Here is a 22,106-nt window from a genome sequence, read left to right on the forward strand (position 1 = left end):
AGGAGGAGGACGGCCAGGACTCTCTTGAGGGGGGATTCTGCTCGTCTCCAACCTGAAAGCCGAAGAGCACCCCAGACCTCGGATCCTGGCATCAGGAGCCGCGTGCTTGCAGACTCTCAGCCTGTCACTACTTGAATGAACTGAGAACTTTACTGTAGTTCTCGTAGAATTTGATCACGTTACTGGTGTCACTAGCGGCAACTGCGCCAATGATATAGCCCAATGCAGAACGCCGACCCATTTTCTCGTCAGTCGGCCCCACGAATATGTGGGTATAAAGATCATACTCCAAGGGCAATGGTGCCCAATCACTCCACTGACCTTCCGTGCTTCTCGTTCGCAAGGAGAATGCACCATTCTCATACCTAAGAGTTGCAGCTAGTTGCTCCTTACTGGCGTCGCGAGCCTCTGGGGATTCCCAAGGGAAAATGTCCACGGAGTTCAGCTGTTCTTCGCTCTTATGCATTCTCCACCCGAATTGACCGCTGAGACTGGCCAATGTGCTCAGCAGTGCGTCCGCAGCGTTTCTCTCTGCTTCGGGCTCTCGATAGCCATGATCGCAAGCGTGTTTGGCCATCAGGTGGAGAGCTTCCCTGGCGTCGTAATCGGTCATCGCCTCGTCCCTTCGAAGGTGGGGCATCGTGCACAACCTGAACATAGGTGTAGATCTCCACGAACTACGCTTCAACCCTTTTGATGAAAGAAGAGCCCTTGGGGCTGTCAGAACACGGCAGATCTTCCCGGGTTCCTCCGAATGCGGGGGTCGTCCAGTTCCGTCGTCTGGGAGCGGTCCAGCGCGCCGCAGGTTGGGGGGCCTGGGTCCGAGTACCGAAGAGCCCAAGACCTTGAACGAGAGGCGCGTCTCTTCCCCGTAGATGCATCGCACTTGGTTGTCCCTCCCGAGGCTCCGTCCTACTCCTGCCGGATGCCCGGAGGTGATGACCTACCTAGTAAGGCGGCTTCCATTCTTCCTCTCTTCCATGATACGTATTGGAGCACCTTGGAAGTAACCAATGGGGATTCACGCTCCTCTCAATCGCTCCGCTGCGCACAGGAGACCACATGTTCGGAACCGGCAACCCGCCCACGGACACAGGGCCGTTCACCTTCGAATCGGACGGGTTCCGCTACGAGGTGCTTCGCTCCCTCCTCGAGCACGTGGATTACGACACTCTGTGGCTGGCGAGGTGCAGGCCCTTGAAGGAGAAGGCGCGCCGGAGGCTCGTTGTTCTGAAGCAGGTAGAAGTCCCCGAAGGGCTTGAGGGCCGCACGCGGGCAATCGAGGAAGTTCAACTCGCTGAGCACCTTCATCACCCGAAGATCGGCCGCGTTATCCAGTTCGCCGAGTACCAGTGCACTCCTTTCGTCGTGATGGAGCACATGACAGGAGCCTTCCTGGCTACGATCATCGGCTCCGCGCTGCTGCTGAATCGGAAGCTCTCTCCGGCCCTTGCAGCCTTCATCGCCGCCGAAGTAGCCAACGCTCTCGACTACGCCCACAACTGCGAGGATGACCGAGGGCGCGAGCTTCAAATCATCCACCGGGCCGTGAGCCACATGGCCATCCGCATCGGGAGCAACGGCCGGGTCAAGCTCACCAACTTCGGCGCGGCGTTCTCCGAGCTTCTCGGGCGGGTTCCAACTCCGCTGCGCGTGCTTCGAGGAAATTTCGCCTACGCGGCTCCGGAGATCATTCGCTCCGTCTCTCAGAAGGGCAGAGCCGGTCTTCTCGCGCCTAAGGGGATCGACAGCCGGGCGGACATCTTTTCGCTCGGGCTCGTGCTGCTGGAGATGATTGCGGGGAATCATCCGCTTGACCCTCTGGACACGCTTCCATCCGAGGTATCCAAGCGCGCGCTTCGGCTCGTCTCGGGTGTGCGCGCCGAGCAGTCGGCCTGGGCTTCCATCGAGGTACTCGCTGACCGTCTCCTCCGCTTTAGCCCCGAGGATGTGGACCGCATCGCATTCAAAGCCCCGGCCCCTCTGAAGCAGATAGCTCACCGGGCTCTTCGGAGTGACCCTGCCGAGCGTTACCAATCGGTTGCTGAGATGCGTGATGACCTCCGCGCGTATCTACGCAGTCTCCGCCAGCCTTTCGGCGCATCCGAAGCAGCGGCGGAGCTGGCCGACATCTTCAAGAAAGCATCCGCCCTCAAGCGGAAAGCAGCGCACCCTGTCGAGATTGGAGTCCTCCCGTGGCCGAAGGCGCTGAGCGTCCAGTAACCCCTGGACCGAGCAGAACGCGCAGGCAGAACGAGAAGAAGAAACTGATGACCCACCTGGCAGCGGTCGTGCGCGAAGCTCGCAAGAAGGCTGAGCTGACCCAGGCGGATGTCGCGGATCGCGTTGGAATCGTCACCGAGGTTTTCGGTCGGCTGGAGCGAGGATACCTACTCCCGAGCGTTGCGACCTTTCGCAGGTTGTGCCGCGCCCTGCGCCTGGACGCCAACATCGTCCTGGGACTCGATGTCGAGAAGGCTCCTTCGTGGCTGAAGGAGCCTGAACCCGAGGCAGATGATCCGCCCGAGCTGCGCCGACTGGTGAGAACGATTCGCCGCATGGACGCTGCACAGGTATCCGTCATGCTCAGCACTGCCAATGCGCTGGTGAGACACACAGCGCAACAGCCAGACGATCAAGCCGAGTAGGCGGATGGCTCTACCTGGTTCAATCCTCGAAGGACGAAGCAAGTACGGTCAGAACCTTGCTGAGCACCTTCAAGCGCTTCGGCGACCACGTCCGGAGTTGGTGGAGGATGCGCCGCAGCTCCGGCGAGAGGTTCCCTTCTGGGGGAGCTTCATCCACCGTGGCCGCAACCTGAGAAGGGCTCACTCCCATCAGCGCGTCGGACGAGATGCCCAGGACGATGCTGATTCGCCGCAGGCTCGGGACGGATGGCATCATGTCGCCACGCTCGATCCGTCCGTAGACTCCCGGAACGAGCCCCACCTTCTGAGCAACCTGAGCCTGAGTGAGACCGAGGCGTTCTCGTGCAGCGCGAGCTACTTCTCCGAGAGAGCGCTGAAGTTCTTCGTCCATGGTGGCCGTCTACCACGGTGGACGGGGGCCGGGACTTTCGGCGTGCAGCTCGTTCTCCACGAGATTGGTAGGCTCCGCGTTCTCGGAGGTGCGTCGTGGGATTGGCCTACAGGTTGCCGGAAATCGGAGAGATGGTCGGGGACTACCGCATCGTCGAGAAGCTCGGCAGCGGCAGCTACGGCCACGTCTACAAAGCCGAGCAGGCCGGGCGCTTCTATGCCCTCAAGCTCCTCCGTGGTCGCCTGTTGAATGATCGGGCCAAGCGGGAGATCGGCATCCTGAACCACCTGACTCATCCCGATGTCGTCCGCTTCTTTGGATGCGGATTCTGGCCGGATCCATTCGTCGGTCACCCCTACATCGTCATGGAGTTCGCTGGGGGCAGGACCCTGGAGACGTATGTCTCGGAGGAGAACCCCTCGGCCAGGAAGTCCGCACGCATCGTGCTCGATATCGGGCTGACGCTCGGAGAAGTGCTCCGGCAAGGCGTCATGCACAGGGACCTCAAACCGGACAACGTCATCATCCGGGACGGGAACGCGAGGCCGCTCCTGATCGATTTCGGGGTGGGCACGCTCATGGGCTCCCCAGCCCTCACCACTTCGCGTCTTCCGCCAGGAACCATCGAGTTCCGCGCGCCGGAGGCGTGGCGCTTCAGCAAGGAGAACGACTCCGCGAGCTATAACTACGGCCCAGCGGACGAGCTTTGGGCCCTCGGAGTGTCGTTCTATTGGCTGCTGACGGACATCCTTCCGTTCGGAGACCGGGAGGACGAAGAAGAGGGCGGGCTCGCAGAGCGCATCCTCCATCAGAGTCCTGTTGCACCGCACATCCTCAACCCAAGGGTCCCACGAGCGCTCTCCGACATCTGCATGCGGATATTGGAGAAGGACCCGGCGGCGCGCTACGGGAGCGTGGTCGAGTTCTGCGCGGCGCTCGATGCAGCCATGACCGAGGCCGAGGCTGATGCAAGCTGGGACCTCCCGCTGTTCGAGCCGGACACGCCCCACACCAGGACGACGGAGGAAGATCCAGCGCTGGTGGATGTAGCCGACTCGAAGCGCTGGCTCCGGCGTTGGCTGAAGAAAGAGCGTCGGAGAGGACGGAAGCCACCGGACAAGGCTCCTGCTCCCGAGGTCGAAGTCCTCGCCGCTGTCCCGGAACAGAAGGCGCCCGCTGTTGCTGTGGTGCCTGCGCCGGAGCCGGTTTCACCGAAGCCGGTGCTTCCCCCTACATCCCAAGCCCCGGCCCCTTTCGAAGCGCCACGAGCGGCAGCAGCTCCGACCCCTCCGGTGTCGCGTCGTCGCTCTCGCTTCGCAGCAGCAGCGGGACTCGCGGCTGTGATGCTCGGAGCGTTCCTGTTCGCCACGTCGTTGCGCTCTCGCCCTGGGGCGGTGCCACTCCACACGTCATCCGAGGCCGCTCCCACCCGACAAGCCGAGTCCGGTCGTGAAGTGGCGCAATCCGCGAAGCCGCTGGATCCTCCAGGCGGAGAAGGCGCCGAGCCCGCGATGGGTTCCATCTCTGCGCCCGTAATGATCACGATGCTTCGCAAAGACGACAGCAGCGAGAAGCTCCAGGAGAAGAAGACAAAGGTTCTCGGACGCACGGGAAAGGCGCTTGGTTCAGCGGCCCTCTGTACGGCGCTGTCTGGCTGCCCAGCGCCACAAGTGCGGCCCACTCCGCAACCTGCTCCGTGTCCGGCGGGTGCGGTCGAGGCCATGGCCGACAAGCTCGGCGTCCGCATTGGGGAAAAGTTTTCGGCATACCTTAAAGAAGAAGGACCCGAACAGGACATCAGCGTCCACGACGGTTCCACCTCCGCCCAGTTGGGTCCCCGCCAACCGGGTGAATCAGGAGGCCGCATCTTCCTGTCCGGAACACTCACCATCGGAGAGGAGCGCGTGTACGGGCGATTCACCGAAGCGCGTGACCTCAAGGGAGATGGCCAGCCGTTTCCGGTGTGCTTTGAGATGTGGGACTCGTTGAAGGGTGGGAAAGGTGCCATCCGGGAACGCAACGGCAGCTTGGATTCTGCTCGTATCTACTCCACGGTGCGTGTGAAGGCCGTACGTAGCTTCGAGTGAGCGCCGGACAAGCGGACGGAAGTGGAAGGACTGGGCCCGAGCACAACCGGGTCCGGAGACGTGATAGAGGCGGGCACCGTTCCTGCCCTGGAGTGGGTGTCCCGTGTTCGCTCCGTCGATTGCTGCGTTCCTGATGCTGCTTCTCGCGGGGACTTCCGCCACCGCGCAGACATGTCCTCCTCCCGGAGAAGCGGAAGGCCGCTGCATCGAATTGACGGCGGACGAGACCAACGAGGTCTCCGAGGTACAGATCAGCCCGGGACAGCCCACCACCTTCGACTTCGACTCGGACGTGCGTGCGGACGGGCTGACGCTGGAGAATCGCGAGCGCTTCAAGGTGGCGCCCGGAATACGCCTCATCACGCTCGTCCCATCGGAGAAGCTGCGTGGTGAGAAGCCCAACGAAATGACGGTGTGCTTTGAGGATGGCGCGGCTCCTGACTGCGCCACGTTCCGACTGGTCGTCCATCCGGCGATTGGCGAGCGGCAGGTGACGATCTTCCGCCACGCGCGCCCGGTTGATTCCGTTCAGGCCGAGTTGAAGAAGTCTTACGAGGAGAACGCGAGACTGCGCGCGGAGATCCAACAACTGCGTGCGGAACGCGATGGGCCGGACGGACTCACCGGCTTGCTCGCTTCCGGCATGATGGGCGAGAAGGGCATTCCCTGCTCAACGGTTCGTAACGTTGAGCGTCCGGGAAATGCGCTGACCGCGCGAGATGTCACCACCTGCCGTGCTCGCGGGCGGATGGCGGTGCGCTTCGATTTGAAAAACGAGGGCACGGCCCCCTGGACTGCGCAAGGAGCGAAGCTCGTGGGTCCGAAGGGTGAAGAGTTGGAGGGGTCCATCTGGCCGCAAAAGCCCGTTCTCCCAGGTGAACCGCTCACCCTATACATCGAAGTGCGGGATGAGGACGTGCGGACCACTGGTCCCTTTGTCCTGAAGCTCTGGGACGCGGATGGACTGCGGACCGTCACACTCGGCAGCGTGACCTTCCCGGCTCTGACTGAGGGGCCGGGGCCTTGATGTGAGCCCGTCCGCGCGTCTCGACGCGGGAAGGCCCATCATCAGCAGGAAGCCCCGGCGCGTGAGTCCCGAATCGGGAACATCACATGTGCTTCCTCCAGTAGTCGTCGTGGCGCGGCCCGAACCAGAAGTTCTCCGGGTTGGCTCGGTCCATCAGGAGGGACGGGGTGAGGGTATCTGTCCCCGTTCTTCAAACCCATGGACCCCCATGTGGACAGGGGGTTCAACCTGGGATTCGTGGCACCCTCACCCCGTCCCTCTCCCGGAGGGCGAGGGGAAATGGGCGCAGTGTCCGCTCATGTTCCCAGGGACCTGGGCCGCTACCAGTGCCGGGCGAGTCCCAGGCTGCCTCGCACGGTGAGCGCCGCGGCGGACCGGCGTCCCTCGGGAGTCAGCTCCGGGAAGAGAAACGTCTGCCCGGCCAGCTCCAGCAGGAAGGCGAAGCCGAAGGGAAGGTCGTACGTGGCCCCCGCGCTCACCGCGAGCGTCCCCGCCATGGCCGTCCGGTCCGGAGCCTTCCCCATCGTCACGAAGGATTGGTGGAGCACCGCCGCCCCCGCCGAGGCCCCCACGCTCACCGTCACCCGGGGCAGATCCCACGCGTGCACCACCCCCAGCTCGGCGCCGAGCTCGTCCATGCGCGCGCTCAGGTTCTCGTTGCGGAAGCCACCCCGGCACACGCCTACCCGCGGCACCAGGCTCAGGTGCTCCAGCTCGATGGCCCACGCGGCCCAGGGTCCCTGGCAGTTGGACGCTCCCTGCCACAGCGCCGTGTGCACCTGGTAACCCACCTGGACCGCGTGCACGGCCCGCGCCTCCGCCTGTCCCTTGCGCACCAGCCGCGCGTAGTCGAAGCGCTCCAACTTCCCGTCCTCCACCGCCGTCACCGCCGAGGGCTTCACGGCCACCGTGCCCTCGAGCAGGAAGTCCGCGCCCCGGCCCCGCACGAAATAACGGCCCGCGCGCACGTTGATGCGGCGGACCCGATCGTGTGCCCCCACCTCGGCCACCACCGAGCCCGCCGAGGTGTCGGTGAACAGCAGGTACGTGCGCCCCTCGGGAAACACGAGGCTCCCCCGCCGCTCGGCGCGCCGGCCCAGGTCCGTCAGGATGACGTCCCCCTGCCCCTTCAGCTCATAGCGGAACGTCGGGTGCTGCGTGCCCGACAACGTCCGGCTCGAGGCCCGGAGCGTGTTCTCGTAGGAGAACCGGTACGCCTCCTCCAGCGCCACCTGCCCATCCTCGTTCCGGTCCGCGGCCCCCAGCAGCCCGGACACAAGGTAGTGCGTGAAGAAGGAGCCCCGCAGCGCCTCCGACTCCTGGGCGGACTCGCTCGCCGAACTCGAGGTGAGGAAGACCACGCCCTCCCCCGCCAGCTGTTGATCCAACCGGAGGAAGAACGGCGGCGCGCTGGTGCCTCCCTTCACCCGGGTGAGCGCACCCGAGCGGCACGCATCGAGCACCAGCACCCGGAAGGCCGCCGCCGAGCCTCGCACGAGCTGCTCCAGCTCGGAGATCTCCAGCGGTGTCGTCCCCAGGTGAAGCGCCTGCGCGTCCGCGTGGCCCGAGTAGTAGACGAGCAGCATGGCCTGCGTCCCCGGCCTGCCCGCCACCGAGCGGATGCGATCATTGAGCGAGATGAGCGCCCGGCGCGCCGTCGCCGCGTCCTCGCCGGACAGCATCACCAGGTTCTCGGGCGCGAAACCGCCGAGCTCCCCCAGCACGTCGCGCACCTTGCGCGCATCGTCCTCGGCGAACCGCAGCGGCTCCTCGCCGGCCTCGCCGAGGTTGTTGCCCATCACGAGCCCGAAGCGGACCACCTCCGCCCCGGCCGGACTGGCCACGCTCAACACCCCGGCGAGCGCCAGGAACAATGGGACCGCCCTCATGGACCCTCCTGCTTGTCCAGCTCTACCACGTCCACGTCGCAGCCCTCGGCCGGGGGCGGCCGGGATGGCTCCCGTTCCAGTGCCGAGACCAGAGGCTCCAGCGGAATCGGCGCCGGGCAGGCGAGCACGTAGACCGTCTCCAGCCCCAGCGTGTCATCGAGCACGGTGGACAACGGCAGGGGCACGTCCTCGCCCGCGGGCTGCAAGGCGGCGATGAGCTCGGCCGGGTAGTAGAGGCTGGCGCGCCGTGCACCATCGACGCTCAGCACCGCCACGTAACCCGGAGCGCTCAGCGACGTCGTGAACTGGAGCGCATCCCCGGGCCGGACGACCTCGCCCGGACCGCCCTCGCGCACCACTCCCTGGTGACGCACGTAGAACCCGGACCAGCCCGCCCCCTTCGTCTGGCCCACTTCGATCCCCTCGCGAGACGGCCTCCCCACCAGGACCACCAGCGCCACCGAGGCGGCCAGGGCCATCGCACTGCCCACCCACGCGGCCCGCCGGGGCGCCAGACGGCGCGGGGGCTCGGGGGCACGCAGGTCCAGCGGAGCCATCGCGGTCTGGAAGGCCTCCCGGTCCGCGTGGAGCTCGTCATACCGGGCGGAGCAGTCGGCACAGGTGGCGAGGTGCTCGCGCGCCCTCCCCTCTTCACCGTCGGCGAGCGCACGTCCCAGCAACAGGTCCAACTGGAGATCCGACAGGCACCCTTCGCGGCGGCTCATGACCTCTCCTTGCCAGACGCACCACCGAGGCGCAGCACCTGCTCGCGGACGCGCTCCAACTGGTTGCCCACGTGCCGCCGGGAGCAACCCATCACACTGGCGATCTCCTCGTGCGTCATCTCATCGAAGTAGTAGTAGACGGCCACCTCGCGCAGCTCCTCGGGCAGACGGGACAGAAGACTCCGCGCCTCGGCGAGCCGCTCCGCCCGAGGGGGCTCCACCTCGGACTGGCGCGGCGCCATCACCTCCTCCACCAGCTTCAACCGCGTCCGCCCATTGCGCAGCCGGTTGAGGCACAGGTGGGTCGTCGCCGAGTAGAGAAAGGTGATGGCCTGACTGCGGCCCTGGAACTGACCGGACCGGTGCAGCAACGAGGTGAACAGCTCCTGCAACACGTCCCGCGCCTCCTGCTCCTCGCCGAGCACCTGACGCGCCCGGCGCAGCACCAGGTGTCCGTGCTCGCGGTAGAGCTGCTCGATGTCCCCGTTGCTCCTCATGTGCCGACCGGTCCTCCGTGCCTCGCGAGCGCTCAGGTGAAGTTGGGCAGGCGCAGCTTGCTCGGGTCCTCGGGGATCCGGACATGGATGCTCGTGTTCAGACCCTCCTCGACCACGGACAAGTCGTCGAACGGGTCGGGGCAGGCATCCCACTCCTCGCGCGTGGTAGCCTGCCGGAGGCATTCCTGGCGCTCGAGGCGCTCCGCATCGGTCATGCGTTCGACGTGGATGAGGTGGTAGCCAGCCGGGATGGCGCGCGCGCCCCCATCCTGGTCGAGGAACTTCGAGATCTCGCTGCCCGCCTCGACGGGCTCGGGGAGATAGGCCAGCAGGTAGTTCTCGGAGCCCCCGAGGAAGCGCCGCGCGCTCTCGTCGAACACCCCGATAAAGGCGATGCCAAGCCGCCCATACGCGCTCTGGACGAGCGCGCTGTCGTCGGGAGGGCGATGGAGCGAAAGCGTGAAGTGGCTCGGGAACTGACCCTCCACGGGCACTGAATCCGTGACGATCGTCTCCTCACCCGCTCGGGGGACGAGCCAGACGAGCTCGACCGTCGGGGACGGCAGCGGCTCCGTCCGCTCGCTGGTGACGGTGCCGCTCAGGGTGAGCAGCGGCTCCCCGGGGTACTCCGGCGTGGCCAGGGGCTCGCCACACGCGGAGAGGACGAGGCCCGCGAGGCCGGTGATGAACATCGAACGCAGCATGCGCTTCATGGTGTCTCCCAGAGGAGAACGGGCCGGGAGGACCCGATAGGGGTCCGCCGCCCGTTCCATCCCTTGGGACCGCGAGCCATTATTTTCCGGCACGGAAAAATGAGCTCAGAAGCCGGACATCTTCGAGAGGATCTCCTTCATGACCTCGGAGGTGCCGCCGCCGATGGTGATGAGGCGGATGTCGCGCCAGGCCCGCGCGATGTGCGTCTCCTCGATGTAACCCATGCCTCCGAAGAACTGCTGGACGTCGTAGGCCACCTTCTGCGCCAGGTCTCCCGCGAACAGCTTCGCCATGGAGATCTCCCGCACCGGGTTCTCCTTCGCGTCGAACAGCGCCACCGCGTGGTACGTGAGCCGCTTGGCCGCCTCGATGGCCGCCATGTGCTCCACCAGCTTGTGCCGCCACACCTGGAAGCCCAGCAGCGGCCTGCCGAACGCCTGCCGCTCCTTCCCGTACTCGAGCGCGTCTTCAATCATCCGCTCCATCCCGCCCACCGCCGAGAGGGCTCCCACCAGGCGCTCGCCCTGGAAGTTCGTCATGATGTGGTAGAAGCCCTGGTTCTCCTCGCCCAGCACATAGCGGCGCGGAATCCGGCAGTCCTCGAAGTAGAGGATCGCCGTGTCCGAGGACAGGTTGCCCACCTTGTCGAGCTTCTTGGACACCGTGAAGCCCTTCACGTCCGTGGGGAACGTCACCAGCGAGATGCCCCCGTATCCCGGCCCGCCCGTGCGCACGCCCAGCGTGATGAAGTCCGCCCGCGTGCCGTTCGTAATCCACATCTTCGAGCCGTTGATGACGTAGTCATCCCCATCCACGCGCGCCGTCGTCTGCATGTTCGCCACGTCCGAGCCCGCTCCCGGCTCGCTCACGCCCAGCGCGGCGATCTTCTCGCCCGCGAGCGCCGGCGCGAGGAACTCCCGCTTCTGCTCGTCCGTGCCGATCTCGTTGATGATCGGCGTGGCCATCTGGCTCTGCACCAGCAGCGCCATGTTCACGCCCGCGTTGCGGCTGCGCGTCAGCTCCTCGGTGAAGGCCGTCACGTACCAGTAGTCCAGCCCGCTGCCGCCGTACTGGGGATCGTGGTTGATGCCGAAGAAGCCCAGCTCGCCACACTTCTGGAAGATCTCCCGGGGGAAGATGCCCGCCCGGTCCCACTCCAGGGCGTGCGGCGTCATCTCCTTCTCCACGAACGTACGCACCGTCTTACGGAAGGCCTCATGCTCCTCGGTGAACGGGTTCAGCATGGTCGCTGTGGCTCCTCGGGATGATTGATTGGAGAGTCGATAGTACAAGGGTCGTCCTCGCGGACAAGGACACCCATGACTTCTGTCACCCTGGCGCTGCTCGCGCTCCTGTCGGCCGCTCCGGCCGCACGCCCCTCGGCCGAGGAGGTGCTCCGCACGCAGTGCCGCACCTGGGCCGCGGACCCGAAGAACCCCTGGGCGCTCGCCCATGGCATCACCGCCGAGGGCCGCTCCTTCAAGGCCCGCGATGGCCGCCGCGCCGCGGACGTCATCGTCTCGGACTTCATCCTCCGAGAGGGCACGGACCTCCGCTTCGACGCCTTCGCCGCCGACGGCACGCCCGTGGAGCCCCACCCCAACCTCCTCGTGAAGACGCTGCTGCTCGCGGGCTTCCCGACCTCCCAGTCCTTCCGCGCCAGTGGTGGCTCCGTCACCCTCGGTGCGCTCGTGGAGGACCTGAAGCGCGATTTCCGCCGCGATGCCGCCCTCTCGCCCCACGGCGCCTGGACGCTCGATGCCCTCTCCCACGCCCTGCCTCCGGGCGCCACCTTCACCACCGGCGCGGGTGAAACGGTCCGCCTCGACACGGTGATGGACGAGGCGCTCGCCCTGCTCGAACGTGAGCAGGCGGAGCTGCTGGCCGGAATGAAGGCCGGACTGCCCCAGGTGCCCAAGCGCAAGCAGGGCATCTACGCGCACCCCTGTGGGGGACTGCACCTCTTCCAGGCCGTCGCCAGCCACGCGCGCCACCCCGCGGTGCGCAAGGCCTGGGGCTCCCGCCTCGACACCCAGGTGGACGTGCTCGTCTACCGGCTCGGCTCCGAGTCCCGCCAGTACGACGCCGCCCTCACCTCCGCTCCTCCCGCGTACCGCCTCCCCGTGCTCGTACAGATGGTGAAGTTCTACGGACACTTCCTGGAGGCGCTCGGCCGCTACCGCGAGGAGACGGGCTGGAAACCCACGCCCGAGCAGGCCCGGGCGGTGGAGCAGGCCCTCGCGCTGCTCGATGGCGCGGTGCGTCGACTCGATGCCTCGGGGGCCTTCCGCGACATGGCGTCCGTGAAGGCGGCGCAGTACCAGCTCTACCTGGACCTCATCGGCGACTCGTGCCACGCCGCCCACGGGCTGAGCTACTGGAGGAACCACCGGGGAGGTTGATACAAGCATCCATCATGTCCTCCCCCCTCCGCCTCCTGGCCGCGAGTCTCGCCCTGCTCGGGCTCACGCTCTCCGGCTGCAAGAAGGAGAGCTGCCTCGGCAACGATGAAGGCTGCCGGGTCGTCAGCCCCTGCGAGAAACTGAGCTACTCCTGTGAGGCCTCCTCCGGCTCCATGCTCGAGGTGCGCACCCTCACTCCCACGGACAAGCGCGTGGGCAGCCATGATCCCGTCGCGGGCCCCGAGACCGTTCCCGGTGGCCTCAACGCCCTCGGCGCCCGCGGCGACATCCTCCTGGGCAATGACCGGGCGGTGGCCGTCATCGCCGGCCTCGGCAACACGAACCTGCTGGATCCCAACGGCGGCTCGCTGCTGGACCTGAGCGCCCGCGGCAAGAACAACGATGGCCTCAACCAGGTGCTCCAGGTGGTGGGCATCCTCCCCGGGGACGCCGCGCACTACACGTCGATGAAGATCATCGACGAGCGCCCCGCCCGCGTGGCGGTGCAGTTCAACGGCACGCTCGACGGCAAGCCCGAGTTCCCCATCCACACGATTTATGAGATGCGCCCGTGCGAGCCCGGCATCCGCGTGCGCACCGAGGTCCTCAACACCGCCGTGGATCCGCAGCTGTGGGCCCTGGCGGACGGCTTCTATTGGAGCGGCCGCGAGGCCCTGCCCTTCACGCCCGCGGAGGGCTCGGGCTACCAGCACCCGTCCTTCAGCCTCCTCTCCATCGGGAACGCCTTCAAGAAGTTCCCCTACCTGACGGCCGCCATGGCCTCGGATCCGGCCTCCAGCTACGCCCACGTGGCCTGCGGCGAGGCGGACCTGCTCGAGGGCTTCCAGAGCGATCAGATCTCCTCCTCGGGCCTGGCGCGCACCGTGGTGCAGCCGCGTGACTACCTCGTCTTCGAGCGCTTCCTCGCCGTGTCCGAGCGCGGGGACGTGGCCGCCGCCGCGGACCTGGCGCTCGAGGCCCGGCAGAAGCTGCGCGGTGAGAAGTACGTGACGCTCAGTGGCGTGGTGACCCGGAACGGGGCGCCTGTCTCCACTTCGGGCCGCGAGGTCAGCGTCCTCGTCAGCGAGGGCGAGCTCACCACCGCCCAGGCCAACCGCGTCCCATGGACCCAGGTGACGCCCGATGGGGAGGGCCGCTTCCAGGCCCGCGTGCCCGCCGGCCGTGACTACGTGGTGGAGCTGCACGCCTTCGGCCGCAAGGTGGCCGACCGCCAGCTCGACAACGTGAACGCGGACACGGACCTGGGAACGCTCGCCGTGTCCTCGCACTCCAAGCTCACCGTGAACGTGGTGGATTGGGTCTCCAACGCGGGCCTCGACGCCGAGATCTTCCTCGTTCCCGTGGACGACACCACCCTGAAGGGCACCGAGGGCTCCCTGCATGGCCGTTTCGGCACCTGCGCGCCGTGGCTCGGTCCTCCTCCGGGCCCCTCGCCCGCGTGCAACCGCTTCCTCGTCCGCAACGGCACCGCCACCGTGGACGTTCCCGCGGGCCGCTTCTACCTCTACGCCTTCAAGGGGCCCTTCTGGACCATCGACCGGAAGACCGTGAGCTTCGGTATCGAGCCCACCACCACCGTGGAGTTCGCCCTGTACAAGCTGGCGATCCAGCCCCTCAACACCGTGGGCGCGGACCTGCACGTGCACGGCGCGGCCAGCTTCGACAGCTCCATCCCCGAGTACGACCGCGTGCTCTCCTTCTCCGCCACGGACCTGGACGTCATCGTCTCCACCGACCACGACGTCATCTACGACTACGCCGAGACGGTTCGCAGCCTGGGCCTGCAGAACAAGATGAGCGCCGTGGTGGGCCTGGAGACCACCGGCCACATCCTCTGGATGAAGCGCCCCGGCGCCACCGTGCCCCTCGTCGTGGGCCACTACAACTTCTGGCCGCTCGAGTACGACCCGACGAAGCCGCGCAACGGCGCCCCGCCGGACGAGCTCGTCGAGCCCGGTGAGCTGTTCGACCGCGTGAAGGAGAGCGCCCCGTCCGCCCTGCGCGACCAGCTCCTGGTGCAGCTCAACCACCCCTGGTCCGATGCCGAGTTCGGCCGCGATCTGGGCTACCCGCGCGCGCTCGCGCTCGACACGACGAAGAACCTGCCCGCGAACGATGACGGCACCAGCGCCGGCATGTACGTGCGCACGCCCAAGGGCGGCTTCGCCAACAACGGCCAGCACGCCCAGGAGGTGATGAACGGCACGCAGAACGACATGCTGCTGCCCTACCGCGCCTTCTGGTTCTACACGCTCAACCAGGGCCAGTTCGCCGCGGGCACCGCCAACAGCGACTCGCACAGCCTCACCGACAACACCGTGGGCGTGCCGCGCAACATCGTCTACACCAGCACCAGGCCCGGCACCTCGTTCAACACCGCCGAGTTCAACAAGGCCCTCAAGGCCGGTGAGTCCTTCGGCACCAACGGCCCCGTCATCGAGGCCACCGTGGAAGCCCCCGGCGTGATCCGCCGCTTCGGCTTCACCCCGTTCGCCCCCGCGGCCGACGCGCAGCTCCGTCTCAGGGTCTCCGCCGCCCCCTGGGTGCCCGTGGAGGAGGTGCGCATCGTCGTCAACGGCAACGTCGTGAAGGCGCTCAGCGGCACGGACCTCTTCCATCCGGAGGATCCGCTCAACCTCAACAACGTGGAGCTCAAACTCGTGCGCTACAACGGCAGCCTCGCGCTCTCCGAGCTGCTCTCCGGCGTGAGCGGGGATGCGTGGGTGGTGGTGGAGGCCGGCGCCCGCCTGCCGCTCGCCGCCGACTTCGGTGGCCCCGATGGCAAGCCGGATGGCATCCCCGACACCAGCGACAACAACGGCGACGGCAAGGTGGATCGCGCCGACATCGCCGAGGGCTCCAGCTACGGCCCGCTGCGTACCCCGGCTCCGCCCACCAGCGAGGCCAGTCCGCAGTTCCACTTCTCGCAGGTGGTCACCGGCGGCTACCCCATGTCCTTCACCAACCCCTTCATCCTCGACCGGAACGGCAACGGACGCTTCGATGCCCCCGGCGTGGCCGCCAAGTGAACCGAGGGCACACCGTGAACCCGTCCCGACTGCTCTCCGCGCTCGCCGTCCTGCTGCTGCTGCCCGCCACCGCTCGCGCCGAGGGCGCGTGTGAACAGTGGCTCTCCCCCGCGCTGGCCGAGGGCCCCATCACCTTCGGCTTCCTGTCCGCCGATGTCGCCACCGGCCGCCGCGCCTGCCCCCGCACCGAGGTGGGCTTCGGCGTCCAGGGTGGCGCCATCATCGAGACGGAGAACTTCTACGGCGCCGTCACCGGGGCCGCCCTCCTCAGCGGCAGCTACGCCGTGCGCCCGGACCTGGAGGTCTTCGCCACGCTGGAGGCCACGCGCTTCCAGTTCGTCCAGAACGCCACCCTCACCGGCACCACCCTGCACCTGGGCCAGCTCACCGTGGGCGGCACCTGGGTGGCGCTGACTCAGGGCGCCTTCGTCCTCGCCCCGAGCGCGCGGCTGCAACTGCCCACGTCCTTCGCGAGCCCGAGGACCCGCACGCTGGGCGCCGAGGTGGGCGCCGCCCTGCTGTACCGGCCCACGGACCGCTTCGAGGTGCACGGCTACGTGGGCCTGGATGGAGACATGGGCCTGGGGGCTGGCCCCGCGCAGCCCCGCGCCGGCTTCCTGATGAACGTGGGCACCGAGTACGCGCTCTGCAGCGGCTTCGCCGCCGTGCTCGATGCCAACCTGCACTTCGGCCACCGGGCCGTGCTGGACTACGTGGCACCCGCGCTCGGACTGCGCTTCCGCGCGGGCGAGAACTTCGGCGTGGAGCTGGGCGCCAGCCTGCCCCTGGTGGGGGCCGAGCGCGCACTCGCCATCGGCGGGCTGAAGGTCACGTACCGGATGTAGTGTATCCCGTCCTGGACATGCCCCGCATGCATCCAGGACGATGATGCCCCGGGCAGACACACCCTCCAGGCGGGCGGCCCCCCGTCCGCCCTCCAGCGGAATTCCCGGCTCGCATCTCGTGTCAGTGCGGCCAGATTCCTCATGCAGCCGACTTCCCGACTTCGCGATCCGCTGGCCCGCTCGACGCTCATCAAGATGGGCGCGCGCATCGCGGTCGTCATCGCCCTGACGACCTTCTTCAGCTACCTCCACATGCTGCACACGCTGCGCACGGAGGCCCTCGCGCACCTGGAGCAGCACGTCACCGAGCGCGCCCAGAGCGAACAGGCCATCTTCCGGCTGGCCGAGGACAACCATGTCTTCATCAAGCGGGTCCTGGAGGAGCGCATCCGGGCCCTCGGCCCCGAGGACCTCGGCCCCCGCTTCGATCGGCTGTTCGTGCGAATGGCCGATGGCTCGGTTCGCAGCCGTCCCGAGGGATTCGATGGCACGAAGACGGTGGGCCTCTTCGTGCCGCAGGGGGTGAAGGTCGACGAGGACATGCGCCGCCGGCTGCTGGCCTCGTACGACGTGCTCACCTCGTACGGCCCCGCCTTCCACGTCCGCTTCGCGAACACCTTCATCACGCTGCCCGAGGGGCCCATCGTCATCTACTGGCCCGAGCACCCCACCTGGATCCATGACACCACGCCCGGTTTCATGGTCACCCAACAGGTGTACTTCTCCACCAGCCTGCTGGAGAACAACCCGGAGCGGCGGACGCTCTGGTCCGAGGTCTATACGGACGATGTCAGCGGCAAGTCCATGTCCACGTCCACCACCCCGCTGGACCTCGACGGCCGGCATGCCGCGTCCATCAGCCAGGACGTGATGCTGGAAGAGTTGATGGCCCGCACCATCAACGATCACCTGCCCGGTGCGTACAACCTGCTCTTCCGCGATGACGGCACGCCCATCGTCCAGCCCCCCCCACGGATGGATGGCGGGCACCTGCGGAACATCATCGAGCGCGTGAAGACCCGTCCGCCCGGGGAGTCCGTGTTGAAGCTGCCGGAGCAGGACGAGTACCTCGCGGTGGCCCGGCTCCTGGGGCCCGGCTGGAACCTCGTCACCGTGCTCCCCGCGCACGTGGTGTCCCAGCCCGCCCTCCTGGCCGCCCGCTACGTGTTGGTGCTCGGCATCCTGTCGCTCGTCCTGGAGCTGGCCATCATGGCCTGGGTCCTCCGGCGGCAGATCACCCGGCCCCTGAGCACCTTCACCCAGGCCACCGACCGCATCGCCTCCGGTGAATTCCAGGTGGAGCTGGACACCTCGCGCAACGACGAGCTGGGACAGCTCGCCCACTCCTTCCAGTGCATGGTGGACGAGGTGCAGCGCCGCGAGAAGGCCCTGCGCGAGGCCAACGAGAGCCTGGAGCAGCGCGTCGAGGAGCGCACCCGCGAGCTCAAGGACGTGCACCGGCAGCTGGTGCAGTCGGCCCGGCGCGCCGGCATGGCGGAGATCGCCACCAACGTGCTGCACAACGTGGGCAACGTGCTCAACAGCGTCTACACCGCCGCCCAGCTCGCCCGGGAGCGCATGACGAACATGCGCCTGGAACACGTGAGCCGCGTGGCCAGCATGCTCCAGGAGAACCAGGGCGACATCGGCGCATTCCTCTCCCAGGACGAGCGCGGCAAGAACGTCCTGCCCTTCCTCGGCAAGCTGGGCCAGAACCTGCTCGAGGAGCGCAAGGAGATCGCCACGCTGCTGGATGACGTGGGCCGCTACACCGAGCACATCGGCGACATCGTGAAGGTGCAGCAGAACTACGCCCGCACGCCCCGGGTGCAGGAGCCCGTCCACCTGGAAGCGCTGGTGGAGGACGCCCTGCGCATCAACGCCGCCGGGCTCACCCGCCACCAGGTGAAGGTGGTGCGGCAGCTCGAGGCCCTGCCCCCGGTGCTCACCGACAAGCACAAGGCGCTGATGATCCTCGTCAACCTCGTCAGCAACGCCAAGTACGCCATGGACGGCGTGCCCCCCGTCGAGCGGATCCTCACCGTGAAGATGGAGCGCACCCCCACCGGGCTGGTGCGCATCCAGGTCCACGACAACGGCATGGGCATCGCGCCGGAGATGCTCACCCGCATCTTCCAGTACGGCTTCACCACCCGCGAGGAGGGGCACGGCTTCGGCCTGCACTCCAGCGCCCTGGCGGCCCAGGAGCTGGGCGGCTCGCTCACCGTGCACAGCGAGGGGCCCGGACTTGGGGCCACCTTCACGCTGGAGCTGCCCTACGCCTCGGCTCAACAGGTCGCCTGAGGGGACTCGCTCCGCCCCCTCAGCTTTGTAGTGCAAGACTTCGAGAAAAATCTTACAGTGCCACTATCTGTGGGGGACAGAACATTCCATCGATTTCCGGCAAACCGTCCCTTGAACCCGACTCTCGACGGGTGGTGGCCGAAAAGCGTCTGCCCGTGTCCCTCTATTGGCCTACAGGAGCGAGCATGAGCAATCCCACGGACAAGCGGCGGATCCTCGTCATCGATGACTCCGAGGCCATCCACACCGACTTCCGCCGCATCCTCAACCCCGAGCAGCGCCGCGGCCGGGATGATCTGGATCTGCTGGAAGAGGCCCTCTTCGGCCCGACGCCGTCGCGAACCCATGACGTCGAGCCGGAGTTCGAGGTGGACTCGGCCTTCCAGGGGCAAGAAGGGCTGAGCAAGGTGCGCGAGGCCCTGGAGGCGGGCCGCCCCTACACGCTGGTGTTCCTCGACTACCGCATGCCCCCGGGATGGAACGGCGCGGAGACGCTCCGGCGGTTGCGCGCGGTGGCGCCCACGTTGAACGTGGTGCTCTGCTCGGCCTACTCGGACTACTCGTGGACGGAGATCTTCCAGGAGTTCGGCGAGCAGCACACGCTGCGGGAGCTGCGCAAGCCCTTCAACGGCCAGGAGGTGCGCCAGCTCGCGCTCAGCCTCACCGCGCCGAAGGAATCCGCCGCGAAATCCGGGTGAACCCGGTGGCCCCCGCGAAACCCAGGGGCCCTCCTGACGAGCCCCAGCTCCGCTGAGGAATTCCCGTGACGGCTCCGTTGTCCATCTCTCGTCCCATGAGCGCGTGCGCGAACAAGAAGCGGGTCCTCGTCATCGACGACTCCGAGGCGATCCACACCGACTTCCGGCGGATCCTCAACCCCGAGCAACGCCGCGACCAGGATGATCTGGATCTGCTGGAAGCGGCCCTGTTCGGCCCGGCGTCCGTGCCCTCCCCGGCCCTCGTGGATCCGGAGTTCGAGGTGGACTCGGCCTTCCAGGGACAGGAAGGCGTGGCGAAGATCCGCGAGGCCCTGATGTCGGGCCGGCCCTACGAGCTGGTGTTCCTCGACTACCGCATGCCGCCCGGCTGGAATGGCGCCGAGACGCTCCGGCGGCTGCGCTCCGTGGCGCCCGCGCTGCGCGTGGTGCTCTGCTCGGCCTACTCCGACTACTCGTGGGGTGAGCTGCTCCAGGAGTTCAGCGATCTCCAACTGCTGAAGGAGCTGAGGAAGCCCTTCAACGGACAGGAGGTGCGCCAGCTCGCGCTCACCCTCACCACGCCTCAGGACGGCTCCTGCGCGCCCCCCAGCCAGTAGCGCTGGCGCTGGAAGGGATAGGTGGGTAGCGCCACCCGGCGCCGCGCGTACGGCGCATCGAAGGCGGCCCAGTCCACCTCCACGCCCTTCACGTACAGCTCGCCGAGCGTCTTCAACAGCCGCGGCCACTCCGCTTCCCCCGGGTGCAGGAGGAGAGCCTCGGTACCCTCCAGCGCTCCCGCTTCGGTCCGCCCCCGCGGCACCTGGCCCACCGCCCGCCTCAACCCCTCCTCCAGGCCGAGCACTCCCGCGTCCACCGCCGCCACGTCCTCGCCCACGCCCTGCCCCACGGACCTCCACGGCACCACGCCCCACGCGCGCCACATCCGCGCCAGGGCCCACTCCAGCGCGAACACCGCGGCCCCGCCGTAGGACGCATCCTTCAGGAGCGCGGACTCCGGGCCGAACATCACCTGCACCAGCGGCTTCTCCAGCACGCCCTTCAGGGCCGCCGCGCACTGCTCCAGCGCCTCCCGGAAGACGGGCTGTGTCTCGTACAGCTCCCGGCCCATGCCGCCAGGCCACGTGCCCTCCGCGCCAAAGACGAACGCCACCTTCGGCGCCACCGTGACCGGGCCCCGTACCTCCGCCGCCAGGAGCCGCTCTCGCATCTGAGCGGCGTCACGGCCCACCACCGCCAGCCGGTGCTCGAAGTGCGCGCGGCCCGCCGCCGCCGTGAAGCACACGTCTCCCAGTGGCTCACGGCCCTCCGCGAGTGCCTGGGCGTAACGGCCCACCTGTGCTCGCAGTGCCTCCTCGCTCCGAGCCGACAGCACCAGCACGTGCTCCGGCCGCTCCACCTCCCGCTTCACCTCCGGCCTCGCCGGTGCCTCCTCCAGCACCACGTGCGCCAGCGTCCCCGTCCTCCCGTAGGACGTCACCCCCGCGATGCGCCGGCCCAGCGCCGGCTCCCACGCCGTCAGCTCCACCGGCACCTTCACGCCCATGGACTTCCAGTCGATGTGCGGGTTGGGGTTCTTCAAGTGCAGGTGCGCCGGGAGCTGGCGGTGCCTCATCGACAGCACCACCTTCATCATCCCCACCACCCCCGAGGCCGCCTCCGGATAGCCCAGGTTCGTCTTCACCGAGCCCATCCACAGCGGCTCCCCGCCCTGCCGCCCCTCCTTCAGCACCGACCACGCCGCCTCCGCTTCGATGGAATCTCCCATCGCCGTCCCCGTGCCGTGCGCCTCCAGGTAGCTCACCTCGGCGGGCTGAACTCCCGCGCTCCCGAGCGCCTGACGGATGACGGACTGCTGCGCCACGCCATTGGGCACCGTGAACGAGCTGCTCGGGCCGTCATGCCCCACCGCCGAGCCCCGGATGACCGCGAGGATGTGGGCGCCCCTCGCCTTCGCGTCCGACAACCGCTCCAGCACCAGCACCCCACAGGCCTCGGCCCGGCTGTACCCGTCCGCGGAGGCATCGAACGTCTTGCACCGCCCGTCCGGCGCCAGCGCCCCACTGCTCGACAGGTAGACGCTCGCCTCCGGTGACAGGATGAGGTTCACCCCCGCCGCCAGTGCCATCGTGCACTCGCCATTGCGCAGGCTCTGGCAGGCCAGGTGCACCCCCACCAACGAGGAGGCGCACGCCGTGTCCACCACCAGGCTCGGCCCCTGGAAGCCGAACAGGTACGACAGCCTCCCGGAGATGGCGCAGTTGGCCTTCGCGCCGATGAAGTACGGATCGATCGCCGCCAGTCCTCCCTGGTCCAGCGCGAGCTGCCCGTAGTCGTTGTTCATCACCCCCACGAACACGCCCACCCGATCCCTCCGGGTGCGCTCCACCGCGTGCCCGGCCCGCTCCAGCGCCTCCCAGGCCACCTCCAGCACCAGCCGCTGCTGCGGATCCATGCTCTCCGCTTCCCGCTGGGAGATGCCGAAGAACCGCGCGTCGAACCGGTCCACGTCCTTCAGGAAGCCCCCGCGCTTCGTGCGGATCTTCCCCTTCGCCTGGGGATCCGGATCGTACAGGGCCTCGGCGTCCCAGCGGCCCGGTGGGAGCTCGCTGGTGGCGTCCACCCCCTTCACCATCAGCTCCCAGAGGTCCTCCGGGGCCTCCACGCCTCCTGACAGCCGGCACGCCATGCCGACAATGGCGATGGGCTCACGGCGCGCGGCCTCGGCCTGCTCCAGCCGGGCCTCCAGCTTGCGGATCTTCACCAACTGCTGCTGCAACAGCTGGCGGTAGTTGATCTCCTCGGACATGT

Annotated in this window: 18 protein-coding genes; 10 read left to right on the forward strand and 8 right to left on the reverse strand. The window is 67.5% G+C overall.

Annotation, left to right across the window (positions count from 1 at the left end):
* Window positions 1-127: 127 nt before the first annotated feature.
* On the reverse strand, window positions 128-613 hold the full coding sequence (locus BO221_RS54160; RefSeq protein ID WP_143195823.1) for a hypothetical protein: 486 nt from the start codon (window positions 611-613) through the stop codon (window positions 128-130).
* A gap of 449 nt (window positions 614-1,062) precedes the next feature.
* On the opposite strand from BO221_RS54160, the gene BO221_RS33260 reads away from it, so the two are divergent.
* Window positions 1,063-2,223: a protein kinase gene (locus tag BO221_RS33260; RefSeq protein WP_073564896.1), complete on the forward strand. Its 1,161-nt coding sequence runs from the start codon at window positions 1,063-1,065 to the stop codon at window positions 2,221-2,223.
* On the forward strand, window positions 2,196-2,648 hold the full coding sequence (locus tag BO221_RS33265; protein WP_233166360.1) for a helix-turn-helix domain-containing protein: 453 nt from the start codon (window positions 2,196-2,198) through the stop codon (window positions 2,646-2,648). Before BO221_RS33260 ends, BO221_RS33265 begins: the two co-directional genes overlap by 28 nt.
* A 19-nt stretch (window positions 2,649-2,667) precedes the next feature.
* Here BO221_RS33265 and BO221_RS33270 read toward each other — a convergent pair whose 3' ends face one another.
* Entirely contained in the window at window positions 2,668-3,039 is a 372-nt protein-coding gene (locus tag BO221_RS33270; protein WP_043401278.1) for a helix-turn-helix domain-containing protein, read from the reverse strand.
* A gap of 95 nt (window positions 3,040-3,134) precedes the next feature.
* Between BO221_RS33270 and BO221_RS33275 the strand changes: the two genes are divergently transcribed.
* Window positions 3,135-5,126: a serine/threonine-protein kinase gene (locus tag BO221_RS33275; protein ID WP_073564898.1), complete on the forward strand. Its 1,992-nt coding sequence runs from the start codon at window positions 3,135-3,137 to the stop codon at window positions 5,124-5,126.
* A gap of 103 nt (window positions 5,127-5,229) precedes the next feature.
* Complete coding sequence (locus BO221_RS33280; RefSeq protein ID WP_083681735.1) at window positions 5,230-6,153, forward strand: DUF2381 family protein; 924 nt, start codon at window positions 5,230-5,232, stop codon at window positions 6,151-6,153.
* Window positions 6,154-6,473: 320 nt separating this feature from the next.
* Here BO221_RS33280 and BO221_RS33285 read toward each other — a convergent pair whose 3' ends face one another.
* The 5 genes from BO221_RS33285 to BO221_RS33305 form a co-directional block, all read right to left on the reverse strand.
* Complete coding sequence (locus tag BO221_RS33285; RefSeq protein WP_073564899.1) at window positions 6,474-8,042, reverse strand: caspase family protein; 1,569 nt, start codon at window positions 8,040-8,042, stop codon at window positions 6,474-6,476.
* The gene (locus tag BO221_RS33290; RefSeq protein ID WP_073564900.1) at window positions 8,039-8,767 is read right to left on the reverse strand and encodes a DUF4384 domain-containing protein; all 729 of its coding nucleotides are present in this window, start codon (window positions 8,765-8,767) and stop codon (window positions 8,039-8,041) included. Before BO221_RS33290 ends, BO221_RS33285 begins: the two co-directional genes overlap by 4 nt.
* The gene (locus BO221_RS33295; RefSeq protein WP_073564901.1) at window positions 8,764-9,264 is read right to left on the reverse strand and encodes an RNA polymerase sigma factor; all 501 of its coding nucleotides are present in this window, start codon (window positions 9,262-9,264) and stop codon (window positions 8,764-8,766) included. Before BO221_RS33295 ends, BO221_RS33290 begins: the two co-directional genes overlap by 4 nt.
* Before the next feature lie 32 nt (window positions 9,265-9,296).
* Window positions 9,297-9,977, reverse strand: a complete 681-nt coding sequence (locus tag BO221_RS33300; RefSeq protein WP_073564902.1) for a hypothetical protein — start codon at window positions 9,975-9,977, stop codon at window positions 9,297-9,299.
* A gap of 105 nt (window positions 9,978-10,082) precedes the next feature.
* Window positions 10,083-11,222 (reverse strand): acyl-CoA dehydrogenase family protein, encoded by a 1,140-nt coding sequence (locus BO221_RS33305; RefSeq protein ID WP_073564903.1) that lies wholly within the window; start codon window positions 11,220-11,222, stop codon window positions 10,083-10,085.
* Window positions 11,223-11,297: 75 nt separating this feature from the next.
* On the opposite strand from BO221_RS33305, the gene BO221_RS33310 reads away from it, so the two are divergent.
* The 6 genes from BO221_RS33310 (at window position 11,298) to BO221_RS33335 (ending at window position 19,894) form a co-directional block, all read left to right on the forward strand.
* Window positions 11,298-12,380 (forward strand): hypothetical protein, encoded by a 1,083-nt coding sequence (locus BO221_RS33310; protein ID WP_073564904.1) that lies wholly within the window; start codon window positions 11,298-11,300, stop codon window positions 12,378-12,380.
* Window positions 12,381-12,394: 14 nt separating this feature from the next.
* A complete protein-coding gene (locus BO221_RS33315; protein ID WP_073564905.1) occupies window positions 12,395-15,430 on the forward strand; it encodes a CehA/McbA family metallohydrolase in 3,036 nt (1,011 codons plus the stop codon).
* A 14-nt stretch (window positions 15,431-15,444) separates the two neighbouring features.
* Window positions 15,445-16,275 carry a hypothetical protein gene (locus BO221_RS33320; RefSeq protein WP_073564906.1) on the forward strand — a complete coding sequence of 277 codons (831 nt, stop codon included), beginning with the start codon at window positions 15,445-15,447 and terminating at the stop codon, window positions 16,273-16,275.
* Between the two features lie 141 nt (window positions 16,276-16,416).
* The gene (locus BO221_RS33325; protein ID WP_233166361.1) at window positions 16,417-18,579 is read left to right on the forward strand and encodes a PAS domain-containing sensor histidine kinase; all 2,163 of its coding nucleotides are present in this window, start codon (window positions 16,417-16,419) and stop codon (window positions 18,577-18,579) included.
* 185 nt (window positions 18,580-18,764) lie between these two features.
* Window positions 18,765-19,277: a response regulator gene (locus BO221_RS33330; protein WP_073564907.1), complete on the forward strand. Its 513-nt coding sequence runs from the start codon at window positions 18,765-18,767 to the stop codon at window positions 19,275-19,277.
* Between the two features lie 65 nt (window positions 19,278-19,342).
* Complete coding sequence (locus BO221_RS33335; protein WP_369865921.1) at window positions 19,343-19,894, forward strand: response regulator; 552 nt, start codon at window positions 19,343-19,345, stop codon at window positions 19,892-19,894.
* On the opposite strand, the gene BO221_RS33340 is transcribed toward BO221_RS33335, so the two are convergent.
* Entirely contained in the window at window positions 19,861-22,104 is a 2,244-nt protein-coding gene (locus tag BO221_RS33340; protein WP_073564909.1) for a type I polyketide synthase, read from the reverse strand. The two genes, BO221_RS33335 and BO221_RS33340, sit on opposite strands and share 34 nt — an antisense overlap.
* Window positions 22,105-22,106: the final 2 nt, after the last annotated feature.

It is taken from the genome of Archangium sp. Cb G35 (genome assembly GCF_001896145.1).
Taxonomy (GTDB): domain Bacteria; phylum Myxococcota; class Myxococcia; order Myxococcales; family Myxococcaceae; genus Archangium; species Archangium violaceum.